This is a genomic window from Paenibacillus sp. FSL L8-0708, from assembly GCF_038009325.1.
Taxonomy (GTDB): Bacteria; Bacillota; Bacilli; order Paenibacillales; family Paenibacillaceae; genus Paenibacillus_AQ; species Paenibacillus_AQ odorifer.
The window spans coordinates 3654580-3670043 of the sequence record NZ_JBBPBC010000001.1; the positions used below are offsets into that span (position 1 = coordinate 3654580).

11 protein-coding genes, 1 pseudogene and 1 riboswitch are annotated in these 15464 nt (G+C 40.6%); of the genes and pseudogenes, 10 read left to right on the forward strand and 2 right to left on the reverse strand.

Annotation, left to right across the window (positions count from 1 at the left end; genetic code table 11):
* The first annotated feature begins 1 nt into the window (after window position 1).
* Window positions 2-64, forward strand: a riboswitch (Fluoride riboswitch).
* A gap of 67 nt (window positions 65-131) precedes the next feature.
* The 8 genes and pseudogenes from NYE58_RS17530 (at window position 132) to NYE58_RS17565 (ending at window position 10018) form a co-directional block, all read left to right on the forward strand.
* The gene (locus NYE58_RS17530) at window positions 132-1442 is read left to right on the forward strand and encodes a voltage-gated chloride channel family protein (RefSeq protein WP_341002483.1); all 1311 of its coding nucleotides are present in this window, start codon (window positions 132-134) and stop codon (window positions 1440-1442) included.
* Between the two features lie 445 nt (window positions 1443-1887).
* A pseudogene (locus tag NYE58_RS17535) lies at window positions 1888-3452 on the forward strand (ABC-F family ATP-binding cassette domain-containing protein).
* 95 nt (window positions 3453-3547) lie between these two features.
* A complete protein-coding gene (locus tag NYE58_RS17540; protein ID WP_341002484.1) occupies window positions 3548-4837 on the forward strand; it encodes an amidase in 1290 nt (429 codons plus the stop codon).
* Between the two features lie 169 nt (window positions 4838-5006).
* Window positions 5007-5597, forward strand: a complete 591-nt coding sequence (locus NYE58_RS17545) for an RNA polymerase sigma factor (protein ID WP_076276453.1) — start codon at window positions 5007-5009, stop codon at window positions 5595-5597.
* Window positions 5575-7200 carry a DUF4179 domain-containing protein gene (locus tag NYE58_RS17550; protein ID WP_076217515.1) on the forward strand — a complete coding sequence of 542 codons (1626 nt, stop codon included), beginning with the start codon at window positions 5575-5577 and terminating at the stop codon, window positions 7198-7200. The genes NYE58_RS17545 and NYE58_RS17550 overlap by 23 nt, the downstream gene beginning before the upstream one ends.
* Window positions 7201-7289: 89 nt before the next feature.
* Window positions 7290-7517 (forward strand): hypothetical protein, encoded by a 228-nt coding sequence (locus NYE58_RS17555; RefSeq protein ID WP_036678084.1) that lies wholly within the window; start codon window positions 7290-7292, stop codon window positions 7515-7517.
* Between the two features lie 129 nt (window positions 7518-7646).
* Window positions 7647-8807 carry an alanyl-tRNA editing protein gene (locus NYE58_RS17560; protein ID WP_076276455.1) on the forward strand — a complete coding sequence of 387 codons (1161 nt, stop codon included), beginning with the start codon at window positions 7647-7649 and terminating at the stop codon, window positions 8805-8807.
* Between the two features lie 68 nt (window positions 8808-8875).
* Entirely contained in the window at window positions 8876-10018 is a 1143-nt protein-coding gene (locus tag NYE58_RS17565; protein ID WP_341002486.1) for a copper amine oxidase N-terminal domain-containing protein, read from the forward strand.
* 73 nt (window positions 10019-10091) lie between these two features.
* Here NYE58_RS17565 and NYE58_RS17570 read toward each other — a convergent pair whose 3' ends face one another.
* Window positions 10092-10892: a polysaccharide deacetylase family protein gene (locus NYE58_RS17570; protein ID WP_076125834.1), complete on the reverse strand. Its 801-nt coding sequence runs from the start codon at window positions 10890-10892 to the stop codon at window positions 10092-10094.
* A 330-nt stretch (window positions 10893-11222) separates the two neighbouring features.
* Between NYE58_RS17570 and NYE58_RS17575 the strand changes: the two genes are divergently transcribed.
* Entirely contained in the window at window positions 11223-12764 is a 1542-nt protein-coding gene (locus NYE58_RS17575) for an ABC transporter ATP-binding protein (protein ID WP_341002487.1), read from the forward strand.
* Complete coding sequence (locus tag NYE58_RS17580) at window positions 12757-14520, forward strand: ABC transporter ATP-binding protein (protein ID WP_341002488.1); 1764 nt, start codon at window positions 12757-12759, stop codon at window positions 14518-14520. The genes NYE58_RS17575 and NYE58_RS17580 overlap by 8 nt, the downstream gene beginning before the upstream one ends.
* A 26-nt stretch (window positions 14521-14546) precedes the next feature.
* Here NYE58_RS17580 and NYE58_RS17585 read toward each other — a convergent pair whose 3' ends face one another.
* The gene (locus NYE58_RS17585; protein ID WP_341002490.1) at window positions 14547-15443 is read right to left on the reverse strand and encodes a LysR family transcriptional regulator; all 897 of its coding nucleotides are present in this window, start codon (window positions 15441-15443) and stop codon (window positions 14547-14549) included.
* Window positions 15444-15464 lie beyond the last annotated feature (21 nt).

Below are 15464 nucleotides of genomic sequence, written 5' to 3' on the forward strand. Positions count from 1 at the left end.
TTTTATAAAGGGCGATGGAGTTCGCCGTAACTGTCTCTCTGAGACTAATGACTCCTACCAGTGTGAGCTTCCCTGGTAGGAGTCTGTTTTATTGTTGAGACTAATTTATTTTGTCCTTAGGAGCTGTCGAGATGAATCCATGGTCTACCCGATGGTTTGAAATCACTAAGAAGCGAAGTTATTTTGCTCTTTGGAGTACATTTATCAAATGGATTGTGCTCGGCAGTGTAGTTGGTATTTTATCCGGCACCGCCTCTGCTTTTTTTCTAAAAAGCTTGGATTACGTAACAGATGTACGTTTAGAGCATCCAGGGCTACTTTATTATTTGCCTCTTGGGGGAGTATTTGTTAGTTTCCTATATATGCGTTACGGAAAAAACAGCGCTAAAGGAAATAACCTTATTATAGAACAAATTCAGGACGGCCAAGAGACTATACCTTTGCGAATGGCTCCATTGGTGTTGTTCGGAACATTAGTAACCCACTTATTTGGTGGATCCGCTGGGCGTGAAGGGACAGCTGTTCAAATGGGCGGAAGCCTTGCGGAATGGTTCGGAAAGCTGATTAAAATCAGTCCTCTGGATCGTAAGATACTGTTAATGTGCGGGATCAGTGCAGGCTTTGGTTCTATTTTCGGAACACCGCTGGCTGGAACCTTATTTGGTCTAGAGGTAGTAACCATTGGACTTATTAGCCAACAGGCATTACTTCCATGTTTTGTGGCTAGCTTTGTTGGTGATCTGGTCACCACTCGATTGTGGGGTGTTCATCATACACACTATGTAGTGAATGAATTTCCAGCTTTAAGTTTAATGATTATTCTAAAAGTGGTATTGGCCTCTGTAATTTTTGGTCTCGTGAGTATGCTTTTCAGTGAACTGACTCATTTTCTGAAAAGAATCTTCACCGCCAGGATAAGCAATCCAATGATAAAAGGTGCCGTAGGTGGATTAATTATCATTGCCTTAGTATTCCTTGTAGGGTCTCGTGATTACTTAGGCCTCGGAATTCCGTTAATCAAGGATTCTTTTGAGGGAGATGTCTCGCCGTTCGCTTTTTTATGGAAGCTGATCTTTACCGCCTTTACCTTAGGAACAGGATTTCAGGGTGGTGAGGTTACTCCGTTATTTACGATTGGTGCCACACTAGGAAATGCCTTGGCTGGAATATTACATGTGTATGGACCCTTTTTAGCTGCCCTCGGTTTTATTGCTGTCTTCTGTGGAGCTACTAGCACGCCTATCGCTTGCTTCTTAATGGGGATCGAGCTGTTTGGTTCGGAAGGAGCCATATACATGTTTATCGCTTGTGTGGTGAGTTATTTATTCTCCGGACATAGTAGTATTTATACTTCACAGCTTATTGGTGTATCGAAGAGCCAGTTCATTACTATTCCTCAAGGGACTAGGATCGGTACGGTCAAACGCGCCCGCAAAAAATAACAGCACCTCTCGGATGGTGGTTGACAAGTGCGGATACACGATTTAAAATGTAGCCAAACGAAGGGATGGTTCAACATGATTCATGTGGAAACTGAAAAATTATATACCAGAAGCTGCTCCGAACAATCGGATACAAACGATGAAACGTTGTCCGGAGCTTAATCAAAAAGCGAATCGCTTTTTATATCATCGAAAGCTAGCTAGGTCATTTTAGTGTGATTATTCATGCTTATTTGATTACGCCATCTTCCGATGTTAATGATTAAGAGGCTGTAGACAATTTTCGTCTACAGCCTTTTGTGTTTATAATGTTCAGTTTCCAAACTGACAATTATCTATTTGTGCCGTCTATTCGTGCACTAATAAGCAGAAGGCTTGCGCCCAAGGGCGCGGTGTCTTCTGCTTTTTTTGTGCTTAAAAACAATTATAGAAAAGAGGAAAGCAAATGAGTTTACTTGAGGTTTCTAATGTATCACATGCTTTTGGAGATAAAGTGCTGTATAAACAGGTTTTTTGGAAGTCTACAAAGGGGAGCATGTAGGTGTAGTGGGTCAGAATGGAACAGGGAAAAGCACATTGATTGGTATTCTGACGGGCGAGGTGATTCCTGATGGTGGAACGATTAAATGGCAGCCCAATATCAAAATAGGTCATCTTGATCAATACGCGGTTATTGATGGGTCAAGTACCGTTCAAAGTTATTTAAGGAGAGCGTTCACTGAATTATACGAAATGGAAGAAAAGATGAATGCACTTTATGCGGAATGTGCTGTTTCTGGCAATGAAGTGCTTTTGCAGAAGGCAGCAGACCTTCAGGAACGACTTGAGGCGCTCGACTATTATTCTATCGAGAGCAATATCAGTAAAGTGGTTACGGGGCTAGGACTAAATGCAATGGGGATGGACCGTCCTATTGATCAGCTTAGTGGGGGGCAGCGAACCAAAGTTATATTGGCAAAGCTGTTGCTTGAACAACCTGATGTGTTATTGCTCGACGAGCCCACCAATTATCTCGACACCACGCATATTAACTGGCTTGCTGAATATCTGATAGCGTTCGATCAAGCCTTCATTGTGGTCTCTCATAACTACACTTTTCTCGATAAAATATCAACAAGCATTTGCGATATTGAAGGGGAAACGATTAAAAAATATCATGGCAAATATGCTGATTTTTTGAGACAGAAGGAGCATTTTCGCGAAAGCCATATCCGGCAGTACCATGCACAGCAGAAAAAAATTGAAGCCACTGAGCAATATATCCGGAAAAATGGTGCTGGTGTTAATTCTAAAATTGCCCGTGGCCGTCAGAAGCAGCTGGATCGTATGGAGAGAATCGCTGCACCGACGTTTGTCACTAAAGCATCTATCCGTTTTCAAGAGCTTCCTGTTACTGCACAAGTTGCGCTTAGAGTAGACCATCTTGTGGTTGGTTACGATAAGCCGCTGCTGCCAAAATTAACATTTTCCATTCGAGGAGGACAAAAGATAGTCATAACAGGCTTTAACGGCATCGGAAAATCAACATTGCTGAAAACATTAGTTGGTCAAATCCCCAGTGTTGACGGGGCATTCCGCTTTGCGGAACAAGTCTCTCTTGGTTACTACGAGCAAGATTTAATTTGGGAAAGCGATAACATGACACCTATTGAAATCGTCGCATCGTTTTATCCAAAATTGACTATTAAGGAAATACGTCGTCATTTAGCATTATGTGTTGTAAAAGATAGTCACGTTACACAGCCTATCTGTACACTCAGCGGTGGCGAACAATCCAAAGTTAAGCTGTGTCTTTTATTACTTACAGCATGTAATTTCTTAATCTTAGATGAGCCCACTAATCACTTAGATGCCGAAACAAAAGATGCTTTACAGAATGCTTTAATCCAATTTAAAGGTACAGTGATTCTAGTTTCTCATGAGGAGCAATTTTATCAAGGGTGGGTGGATCGTGTAATCAATATTGTGGATGAAAATAGAAATAGAGAACTAAAGTATAGCCATAGATAAGGTTAACTAGTAACATAAAGTTGTTCCAAATTAATACAATCGTCTTCAAATGGCTTCCTGGTTTAAGTGAATATTAAGGAGGGCTCCAATCAGACATGTACATTAATAAATCTTCGTTAGCTCAGTTTGCTCTGGGCAATAAGACCTCAGATGTGACCATGGATAGATATCTTACACAATATTTAGATCTTTACGATAAGGTAGAACCACACGTGCGTGCTTTTGTGCCAGAGGAGAACCGAGCAGATAGAATAAAAAATGAAGTGGCTAGGGTAAGAGAGAAGTATTCGGAATTTCCTAAACCATCGCTATATGGAATACCTGTTGGAATCAAAGATTTAATTCACTTAGACGGGTTGCCTACCTGTGCAGGGTCGAACCTTCCCCCACAAGCTTTGACGAAGTCTGAGGGCAGTTTTATTCAAAAGCTTCGGCAAAAAGGGGTTTGGTTCACCGGCAAAACAGTGACGGAGGAATTTGCTTATGCCGGACCTATCACAACCCGTAATCCTCATCAGCTGGATCATACGCCTGGCGGCTCTAGTGCAGGCTCTGCTGCTGCGGTTGCCGCGGGCATCTGTCCATTTGCAATAGGTACACAAACCTTGCGTTCTGTTATGGCACCTGCTTCATTTTGCGGAGTGGTCGGCTTTAAACCTAGTTATGCGCGTATCCCTATAGATGGTGTCCGATTGATGTCGCCATCTTTTGATACGTTTGGATTTTTCACTCAGGATATGGAGGGTATGGACTTTCTCGCCGCAGAGCTTGTAACGGAATGGAGACCTTTTAAAGAAGCTCGTAAACCTGTGCTAGGGATACCCGAAGGTGTATACATGACATTATTAGAGAATGACACCAAGATAACCTTTCAGAAGCAGCTTAAGAAGCTTGAGGAAGCAGGGTTCAGCATAAAAACAGTTGCAATGCCGTGGGAAGATAGCTTTATCTACGGAGATGCCATGGTGCGGTTTGTTCACGGAGAAATGGCGCAAGTCCATCATTCACTATTTGATATTTATAAAGATCTTTATGAGGATACCGTACGGCAGGCTATTTTATCTGGACGAACCATCACTGAGGAAGAACTGGAAGGATATCGTAGCGGACAAATCAAGCTCAGAAACGATCTATTAGATGTGCAGAAGTCACAGGGGATTGATCTGTGGGTTTCGCCGGCTCAGGCAGGAACAGCTCCGCTGTGGGGAACACGAACCGGATGGACCGGAATGACGGCCATTTGGTCATATGCTGGAGCGCCTGCGGTGAGTATTCCAGCTGCCTCTATAAATAACATGCCTTTAGGCTTTCAATGTATCGGGGCATATGGCAGGGATGAAGAGTTAATTTATTGGAGTAAAGTGGTTTCTTTAGCGCTTCAGTGATTCTATGGCTTTAGAAATGGATCAATTGTTGTATTTTGTTCTAAAACGTAATCGGTAGATTACACAGTAGGTCTTCGTTTTATTTGAAGATCTACTTTTTTTTGTATAAAGTGAGAGTTTTTTTAATAGGGATCGTCTATATAGTATCGTGCTTCAAGGAGGCTTCAGGGTGAAGGGACATGTACCGAAAGTTGAAAAAGAGGATGAGAGGCTATGGATCCAAAATGTTCTCGATGGACATAAAGAAGACTATTCGTATCTTGTAAATCGATATAAGAATAAAATTTATGGGCTTTTGCGAGGAATGGGAGCCAATCATCAAGATGCACAAGACATAACGCAGGAGACGTTTATTAAAGCTTACCGTAAGCTGGCTTCACATGATTTGGATAAGAATTTTGCGGCGTGGCTATATGCTATCGCGACTAATTTACTGAAGGATTCGTGGAAAAAAGACCGACCGACAGCGAGTTTGCCGGACGACAATGCCGAATATTCTCTTTCGGATAATCCAGAAGAAGAATTAATGCGATCGGAGCATCGCACAGAGCTGCTTCACCTGATGCAGAAGCTCCCGTCTAATTATCGTACGGCTTTACTGCTTCGTTATACCAATGATTTAAGCTATGAAGAAATGTGTATGGTTCTAGATGTTCCATTAAGCAAGATTCAAAATGATTTATACCGGGCTAAACAGCGTTTGAAGCAGCTAATTACACTCCAGGAGGTGAAGACCGATGAGGTGCTTAAATTCCTATGAGATCGAAGAATATATTTTAAGCAAATCTATCTTTCGAGATCAAGCCGTAGCTGAACATATGGCAACTTGTACGCATTGTAATATGATCTACGAAGCAGAGCTTGAGGAACAAGCTGAATGGTCGCAGGCTATGTATGAAGAGCGCTTACCAGATTCATTTACTGCTCAAGTAATGGCTTCTTTGGAACAAGTAGAGCTTGAGGAATTTACTCCAACACAAAGGAATCGCAAGCATCCGAAGCGCAATAAGTTGCTGAGATTATTTATGGGTGCGGCGTTGTTACTGGTTGTGCTAAGTGCCGTGATCTTATATTCCGTTCCTACACTGGCAGAGACTTTACGTTCTCTTTTTGTAAAAAACAACATGGACATTGGCCTTCTACGAGCACAAGAATTTGGGTTGGTAGAGCATCCTAATATTAAGGTGAAGGATAAGGGCTACACAATCAAAATAGATGAAGCAGTGGCAGATCCTACACGGGTAATTGTTGCGTTACAGTTGTTTGGACCAGATGGAAAGCATGATAAAAAGCGGTTGGCCCTTAATGATGGGAACAGTATTGCGATTAAGGATGATCAAGGGAAGGTTGTTGGGGAGTTATACGATATAGGATTTACCAGTGACTTTTACTATTTGATCGCTAATTTCACTGAACCTCTGCAAACTGATCGAATTACGGTCGAAGGTCATATTACTGAATTGGGAAGTGAACGCAAGAACATCCCTACTCTTAAAGGCGATTGGAATTTCAATTTTTCTATGGATATGACAGAAGCGAATAAACAAACAACCACCATGCCACTAACGGGTAGCTACACCTCCCCGGACGGTTTAACTGTGACCTTGAAAAAATTAACTCATATGGTGCAAGGTGTTCGTTTTGAGTTTGATACGCAATTGAGTGAAGAGGCATTGACCCGTTCTCCTGGCGAACTATGGAAGCAACAGGGCTTGAAATTCCATTTTGAGGATACAGCAGGCGAAGAGATTCACAGTGTTAATGCTAGAAAGTTTCCTAATAAGAATAGCGTGATGTCCTACTCTAACCTTCCCGGGGCAACAAAGGGACTTATGCACTGGAGCTATACGTTTAAATATTTACCTCAGGATACGCCTTATACTTTCGTATTGGATGGATATTTCATCCCAGAGAAGGATGGTTCTAGTGTGCAATTTGAGCCTGCCAAGTTGAAAGAACAGCCGATTCCCTTTGTATTTGACGGGGATGAACTGATGTTAAATGATTTTACAGTGGAGTCATCTCCCGATAACAATGTATCAGCGAAGGAAGGTGTATTACATTTTAGAGGAAGATTGAGAAATGAGTTTTTAAATAGTGAATGGATATTTAAGACACTAGATGGCAAGGAGTACAAACTCACTGAACAAGGAGCTTTTACTACCAAAGGGGGAGGATGGAAAGATGGTTATATTGAATTTATCGAGTCTCAGTCAAATAATCAAAAGAAATATTTCCAATTCCGTGCCGAAGGCCTTACACAAATTCCCGAGCAGCTTCAATTAGTACGCACGATAAACAATCGAATGTATACTAATGTAGACTGGTCCGTTCCTATCATGGAAGCTAGCAAAAAAGAGTAAATATAGTTATTTGGTTTCCGGATTGTACAAGCAAATAAGGGGGAATAAGCATCTCATATACTATCACAATCGAAAAGAGGTGGTAGTTTATGACTGCTGCAGAGAAGAGAAAAATTCAAAGAGCTTTGAACGCATTGCGTAAGCAAAGAGTGATTCTGAAAGAAAGTCTTAAAAGAATTGAAGCCATTCTTTGCAGGTTGCCTATTGGCAGTCGTGAAAGATTTGAATTGTTAGCAGTAAGAGACTCAATAGTAGAAGCGCTTCGACTAAATGCAATTGCCATTAGAAATTTAAAAGATGCTACTTGTTCTTGTTAATTACCCTAATACCAGTTCTACGCAGTTTTTGCGTGGAGCTGGTTTTTTTGAAATAATAAGATTCAAACTATCCGTTATGATACTATAAACTTAATATGTCGATAACGTAAAAAAGAGAGGAAACCATTTATGACCAACAAACTATACTACAATTCTACATACCAGACTGATTGGCAAACCCGTGTGACTGAAACCATAGAACGAGAAGATGGTCTTTATGTTCTTTTAGAGGAGACGGCTTTTTATCCGCATGGTGGTGGACAACCCTGTGATCTTGGAGCTATTCAGGGAATCCCTGTGCTTGATGTAATCAGTGAGGAAGAGCTTGTACTGCATAAGCTGGAACGTTTACCTAATGAGGAATCGGTAACTTGTCAGATCGATTGGAATAGAAGATTTGACCATATGCAGCAGCATAGTGGCCAGCATTTGCTCTCAGCGGTTTGTCTAGAAAAATATAACTTTATGACCTTAAGCTTTCATTTAGGTGAGGACTATTGCACTATTGATATAGAAGTGCCAGAACTGTCTGCTGATCAACTGTACTCCATAGAGAGAGAAGTTAATCGGCAGATTTACTTAAATCACAATATTCTCAGCTATTTCGTAACAGGGGAAGAGGCTTCACAGCTTAAATTGGTTAAACAGCCAAAAGTGACAGAGAACATCCGGATTGTTGAGATCAAAGATGTTGAATACAACGCTTGTGGGGGGACACATGTGTCCTCAACGGGTGAAATTGGGATAATTAAGCTTTTAAAAGCTGAGAAAATAAAAGCGAACACGCGGATTTATTTTAAATGTGGATATCGTGCTTTAGAGGAATTTAATACTAGTCAGCAAATCCTTGGAACACTGTCTTCCAAATTCAACACAGGCAAAGATGAGATTATTGATCGAATTGAAAAATGGGAAAATGAACAAAAGCTGCTGCAAGCTGAAATTTACCTGCTTAAAGAAAAAAATGATGACTATGTTGTGCAAGAGCTTTTAAATGAGCAAGCGGGAAAGATGATCGCACAAGTATTTGAAGATAAATCGCTAAAAGATCTACAGAGCTTAGCAAATAAGCTGACTTCGAAATGTGATCTTCCTGTATTATTAGCTACTTCTGCGGAGAATAAGGTTGTTTTTGCGCAGAATGGGAGCACGGAGATTTCCTGTGGAGCTTTTTTCAAAGCTCATCTAGGCAGCTATAATGGTAAAGGCGGGGGCAGCGATAAACTGGCGCAAGCAGGATTCCCAACTTGGGTGGATGCTTTGGCATTTTATGAGTTTGCTAGAGGGTGAGAAGAAACTTTTTCCATTATCTTCCGTCTAATTACATATGATTATAATGTCGAAGGAGACGGATAGATATGAATAAATGGAAGGTAACGCTAGGGATCTTTGCTGTTTTGATTTTAAGTACTGGATATGGATCGGTATCTGCGCAAGGAGACAAGCAAATTCAATTTAACTATAAAGAAATTGGAATCAGCAGTAAACAAGTGATCGCGGAGAATACAACTTTTGTACCCTTGAAATCACTCGCAGATGCTATGGGTTATACGTTATCGTGGGATCAAAAATCCAAAATGGCCAAGCTGGTACGTCCAGAGCGTGAAGTCATCTTCACCGCGGGTGCTGCAACGTCAAAAGTGAACGGGGCAGCGATGGCATTAACAAAATCTCCTCGTATCATAAAAGGTTCGTTGTACTTGCCATTGGTCTCTGCAGTCAGTGTACTCGGGGGTAAAACCGCGCTTAATAAAACGGATGGGGTTATCCAAATCGTAGATGAACCTAGATTTGTTGCTGCTTCTGTAGAAGGTAGATCCTATTGGATATCTCAAAAAAACGCTAATTTATATTACCGGGCTACGGCAGCCGGGAAACCAGTAATTATTGGCCAACTACCCCTTAAGGAGTCAGCTTACAATCATGGATTTGAGATTAAAAAACTTGGAAATGGCACGGACTTACTCCAGTTAACGGACAATCACTATGCAATGTTTAATGATTTCAGCAACAGCTATCAGGTATTAGTTCAAGCAGGTACAATAATTAAGCAAATGGATTATCATTATATGATCTCTGCTTATCCACATGCGCCTCAAGTACCTTCCACTCAGGTGTATATGACCGATGGGAAGAATGTTCAGTATATTACTAAGGATGGCGGTTTGGGCAAGTTGTTTGAGATGGAGAAATTAACCGGGGCAACCGGTGATTTCATAGTGGAGTACGCCGCGGAGGATGTGGCACTTGTTCGCTTATTAGATACAACACAATTATATATTGTCTACAGCAGTACAGGAGAAATCGTCAATCTCAGTGAACAACTGATTACTAGTGAGGATCGTAAAGAATGGGATAAAGTAAATGATGGCAGAGATCAATACATTCTGAGCAGAATGTTAGGGATGAAAAGCCGTAAGGGGAATGCGCTTACATTCACCTATACGCCAATCCTTGAGGAAAAAGCAAAAACAGTGACATATACACTTCTAGCGAAATAATTCGGAATCACATCAATATAATTAGCACAAAAAAAGAGCGATGTTGGCCAACGCTCTTTTTTTGTGTTTTAGATTATTTCGTAGTCATCATACTTCCACCCTTAATCTGAACGGGTTGATCATTAATAGATACCCAAACATCTATGGCAGAATTGTTGCGGATAATCGTTTTGTCGGCACTTAATTTCAGTGAATACAGGGCAGTGACATAATCATAAATCTCAATATTAGTAGCGTACCAAATATCTGAATGTCCACCTGCTTGTTGGCAAAAAGTTTCGATTAACTCCCAATTGTTCTGCTGTGCGAACTCATAGCTATGGCCCCAAACATAACAGAGTCTTAGTTTCTGGGAGGGTCCTTCCATTGTGAATCGCTCCCAAACCTGATGCAGATCTTCAATATGGTGGCAGGTTGGATGCCATTCCATGAAATTAAGAGGCATATCAAACTGTTTGGTAGAGTGAACAGTGCGGCTGTATTCAATTCCAACGGACTGAAGTGGTGCAATTATCTCCTGAGAGTATGTACCGTAGGGGTAGGACATGCCTCGCACTGGATAATCCACCAGCTTTTCCAATCGTTTACGGTCTTCGAACAACTCTTCAATTACCATCGGTAAAGGAAGACGCTCTAGATGTGGGTGAGTAACGGAATGGGCGGACACTTCATGATTCCTGAGCGAATGCTTAACATCAGCGGGCGATAAGAACCCAGGTGCATTGATCATTGCACTATTTAAATGGAAGGTCCCTTTAATTCCATATTGATCAAAAATACCAGCCAAGCGGATATCGTGTTTCTGGCCGTCATCATAGCTCATAGTGAGCGCCTTTGATAATCCGCCTGGGAATAAGTTGAATTGAAGTTTCATGAATTCACACTCCTATAATTTGGTGAGCTTGAAAGTACTTCTTCCAATTATAAACAATTAACGTTATAATCAGATTCCACGTTTGAAAAGGAAAGAGTTTTCAGTGAAAAATATACACTTAAGGAGAGATGCTATCTGCCTGACTTTCTCTACGTTGTAAAGCTACTCTATGTAAAAGACAAAAGAAACTCACTTTTATATTTTATCACTAACCTGCTGAGCCCACCAATTCTATTTGCAGAGCTGTTCATAACGAAATATGTAGTTGACCTCATTCAGAACTTCACGACTAACGCCTACCTACATATCTTACTATTGGTAAGTTCACTGATGTTAATTTTATATCTGGCTGGCATCAATGGTTCTCTTCGAGCCATTTCTGTAACCAATTTAACGGCAACCAGTATTTATGAACTGGAACATAGTATTTTGGCTAAGACCTCTAAATTATCGACGGCTTTATTGGAAGATCCCGCAACAAAAACGATTAGAGAAAAAGCAAAACGGCTTTCCCTGATCGATTTGTTAGATCAATGGACCGCGGTGACAATCCACTTTATAACATTGATCGCACTAATCGTAGTCCTATCCTGTTATGGCTTTTATATCCTGGCAATGTTCATTTTAGTAGTACAAATTCTGCAGCTTTACCTCATCAGATGGATGTCTCGGAAAGTAGAGGCCATTTCAGCAAATCAAACCTCCTCTGTACGAATGATTAATTATATCGTTGATTTGCTGGTTAGTAGAAATACCCTCCCGGAAGTAAGAATGTACGGAATGTCCTCCTACTTGGTTACCACAATGAAAGAGATCTTTAATGGGAATTTCAAACAAATGCACCGAAAAGTTATTTTATCTGAGACCTTAAGCTTCTCCCAAAGTATAACTATGACTTTATTAAACGGGCTTACGATTGCTATTTTAGCAATTACGCTTGGAGGTAGCGGGCAGAGCGCCGGACTTTTCGTATTATTACTTCAGATATCTAGTCAATTATTTATTGTCATTCCTGCACTAACAAGGATGTATTCTGATCTGACCAAAAGTCGCGTGCGCTTCAATGAGTATAGTGCGTATTTGGAACTTGAAGAGCAAGTTCAAAGAGATCCGGAAGATTCGATAAGGAATACCGATGCGATGCAGATCACAATTCAGCAGTTGAATTATCGTTATGCAACCAATGCACAGGACACGCTTAAAAATATAAACATGACCCTCAAACCTGGTGAACGAGTTGCTTTTGTAGGTGAGAATGGTTCAGGAAAATCTACGCTCATCAAGCTGATAGCAGGGTTATATCATCCAACAGCGGGAAACATCCAGTGGTTTAATGGAGAGCAGGAAGTTCTGGCTCATAACGTCACAAAGGGTGTGAGAGTTGTTTTTCAGGATTTCACTAAATTACATAGACCAATTCGAGAAAACATAGCCATGGGGAATATTGCTGCCATGTATGACGATTCAAGATTATTAGCTGCGATGAGAAAAGCAGAAGCCGATTCTTATGGTGTTGCGTTGGACACTTTAGTAGGTCCACAGTTTGGGGGGATTGATCTGTCTGGTGGACAATGGCAAAGACTTGCGATTGCACGTGCATATCTCAACAACAGCTCGCTTACGATTTTTGATGAACCTACTGCAGCCCTCGATCCTTACGCGGAACAGCAGGCGTTTGAAACCTTTATGAAATTAGGAGAGCAGCAGACCTCCATTATTGTGACACATCGGCTATATATGTCCAAATTCGTTGATAGAATTTTTCTGTTTGAGCATGGAGAAATCGTTGAAAGTGGAACACATGAAGAATTAATGAAGTTGGATGGTAAGTACAGGGGAATGTTTAACCGCCAGTCCTCTTTATATGGCTGAGAAAGGAGAGATTCTGCTGAGAAGAGACCTTAAGAATATTTTAACGATACTGGCACGGATGATTGGAAAAAGTCCAGTAATCTCAACAATAACGATCATAGTTCCTGTAATCAGTGGATTATTAACTTTTTACTCGTATTCTGTTCAAGTTTATATCATTAATGCAGTAGCTGCTGGTGCGATAACCTTTATTCCGATTCTATGGTTTGTTTTAATTCATGGAGTACAAGCCTGTTCATTGAGTATAACCAACATAATGAAAAGTCGAATGAATGCGGAACTAACTCTCGCTTTCCAATCCGAGCTGATAGATATTGCAAATCAAGTTGACTTTGAGGATTTTGATGATGAAGAGTTTGGGAACAAGCTGCAAAGAGCTAAAACAATAGTTGGAGAAGATTTAGAGGGGATTACTGGTTTTTTGGTGTCCAGTGTAGGGAATGTCTCAGGACTTATAAGTATCATCTGGTTATCGGCTACAAGTGGATATTTTTTAGTCACACTGGTGGTGGGTTTAATGATCGTATCTACTTTATCTTTTCGAATGTTTACAGAGATTAAAGTTAGAAGAACAGGGCGAGAGCTTACTTTTGACGGAAGAATGGGAGATTATCTAGCTGTAACTTTGGAAGATCCTAATGCGATTAGGGAAATGCGAATCTATAACTCTATCTCCTATTTTACGGATCTCTGGGCAAAGCTTATGAAAAAGCAGCATGATAAAAGGTATAGTGCCAGGAAATTCGAGATCAAAACAGGGATGATTGTGGCTATGGTTCAGACGAGTGCTATTTTTATCGTATTGGTCTATCTGTTAAGTAAAATGGGGGAGTCAAATACAGTTACTGTGGGGACAATCTCAGTGTTATTTCTGGCTTTGTTAACCTGTGGTGGTAAAATCATGAGTTTGACCTGGCCGCTAAGCAAGCTTTACATCAGCAGCAGTAAATTATATGACTTAAATGAAGTGCTTACCTATAAAAATAGAGATTTCCGAAAAAATAATATCAATAACAGCTCTGAAGCTATGCTTCCTATTACCGTTTCAAATGTCTATTTTAAATACGCCAAATCCAGTAAGTATGTTTTATCTAACATCAATATGGTCATAAAGCCCGGTGAGAAAATAGCCATCGTTGGAGAAAATGGAGCAGGAAAGTCTACCTTGATCAAATTGTTATTAGGGCAGTACACTGCTAGTTCTGGATCTATTTACTGGAAAGACAGTCCAGAACCTCAAGGTAAAGTATCCGTCGTGTACCAGCATTCTATTAAATTCGAAATGACACTAAGAGAAAACATCCTGTTGGGTGATGCCGAATCTTCGGCGGACGATGTGAAAATACTAAGTATTCTGGAAAAATGTGAGCTGATGGATTTGTTTTACGAATTAGGGGGACTAGATGTTAGGTTAGGTCAAATGCTTGAAGGAAGCAGGCAGCTATCAGGCGGACAGTGGCAAAAGCTGTCGATAGCGCGTGCGTTATATAATGATGCGGATCTTCTAGTGTTTGACGAACCTACTTCTGCGATTGATCCGAATGCTGAGATGCAGATCTATACACAATTATCAGATATCTGCCAAGATAAAGCTGCGATCTTCATTTCACATAGACTGGGCTGGGCGAAAAATGTTGATACGATCTATGTTATTGATAATGGAAGTATAGCTGAAGTGGGGCAGCATCAAGACTTAATAAATAATAAAGGGATTTATGCAGATATGTACGCTTTACAATCATCTTGGTATAACTAAAAATGCTTAGCATAGTAGTTTTTACCTTAATTATATTCATGAGGTCTACTAAAAAAATCCACAGCAAATTTCCGGAAATGTATAGCTGCTTGCGATAAAAAGTGCTTTCTGCTCCATGCGATGCCAAAAGAGCGTTGACATAGTGGTTCTGTTATTTTTAATTGAACAATTTCTGTATTTTGACTTCTTCTGCCTAAGGAGAGAGGGAGGGTGAATGTGATTCCTAGTCCCATTTCTACTAGGGTTTGAATGGCGCTTACTTCTTCAAGCTCGAACGTAATTTGAGGTTCAAATCCAGCTTGTCGGCAAAATTCATCTGAAATTTCACGGAAATTATATCTAGAAGATAAAGAAATGAAATTCTCACCTGCAGCTTCTATCAAAGAAATACTCTTTCGATTAGCAAAGCGATGATTCTTGGGCACAGTTAAACATAATTCTTCTTCTGCTAAGGTAAGCCACTCGATATCTGGTCCGGTAACAGGTGTAGATGATATGCAAAAATCAATCGCTGCACTCTCTAAATCATTTCTCATTTCTAACGCAGAGCCAAGCTGGCGTTGGATGATCCGTACATGCGGATGAAGGGTAAGAAATTCTTTTAGTAAAGTGGGCAATACATACGGGAGTGTGGCCGCAATGGAAATTACTCCATGTTCAAGTCCGGCCATATCTGTGAGCTCACGCTGTCCTTCTTCAAGTTCCATAAAAGCTTGCTCGACACGTTGCAGATAGGTTTTGCCGAATTCGTTCAATGTTATATTTCTGCCTTGTCGCTCGAATAAGGGAACACCTAAGTTTTTCTCTAAACGCTGTATGGAATTACTAAGGGAGGGCTGAGATACATTTAATTCTTTTGCGGCCTTAGTCATGTGTTCATGGCGTGCAACTGCCTGAAAATATTGAAGCTGAAGGAATTCCATAACAAAAACCTCACTTTACTT

What these genes read in the sequence shown, in the direction of transcription:
- NYE58_RS17540 (WP_341002484.1), top strand. Translation starts at nt 3,548, where the DNA reads ATGTACATTAATAAATCTTCGTTAGCTCAGTTTGCTCTGGGCAATAAG.
- NYE58_RS17580 (WP_341002488.1), top strand. Translation starts at nt 12,757, where the DNA reads ATGGCTGAGAAAGGAGAGATTCTGCTGAGAAGAGACCTTAAGAATATT.
- NYE58_RS17530 (WP_341002483.1), top strand. Translation starts at nt 132, where the DNA reads ATGAATCCATGGTCTACCCGATGGTTTGAAATCACTAAGAAGCGAAGT.
- NYE58_RS17550 (WP_076217515.1), top strand. Translation starts at nt 5,575, where the DNA reads ATGAGGTGCTTAAATTCCTATGAGATCGAAGAATATATTTTAAGCAAA.
- NYE58_RS17585 (WP_341002490.1), bottom strand. Translation starts at nt 15,443, where the DNA reads ATGGAATTCCTTCAGCTTCAATATTTTCAGGCAGTTGCACGCCATGAA.
- NYE58_RS17570 (WP_076125834.1), bottom strand. Translation starts at nt 10,892, where the DNA reads ATGAAACTTCAATTCAACTTATTCCCAGGCGGATTATCAAAGGCGCTC.
- NYE58_RS17575 (WP_341002487.1), top strand. Translation starts at nt 11,223, where the DNA reads ATGTTAATTTTATATCTGGCTGGCATCAATGGTTCTCTTCGAGCCATT.
- NYE58_RS17565 (WP_341002486.1), top strand. Translation starts at nt 8,876, where the DNA reads ATGAATAAATGGAAGGTAACGCTAGGGATCTTTGCTGTTTTGATTTTA.
- NYE58_RS17555 (WP_036678084.1), top strand. Translation starts at nt 7,290, where the DNA reads ATGACTGCTGCAGAGAAGAGAAAAATTCAAAGAGCTTTGAACGCATTG.
- NYE58_RS17560 (WP_076276455.1), top strand. Translation starts at nt 7,647, where the DNA reads ATGACCAACAAACTATACTACAATTCTACATACCAGACTGATTGGCAA.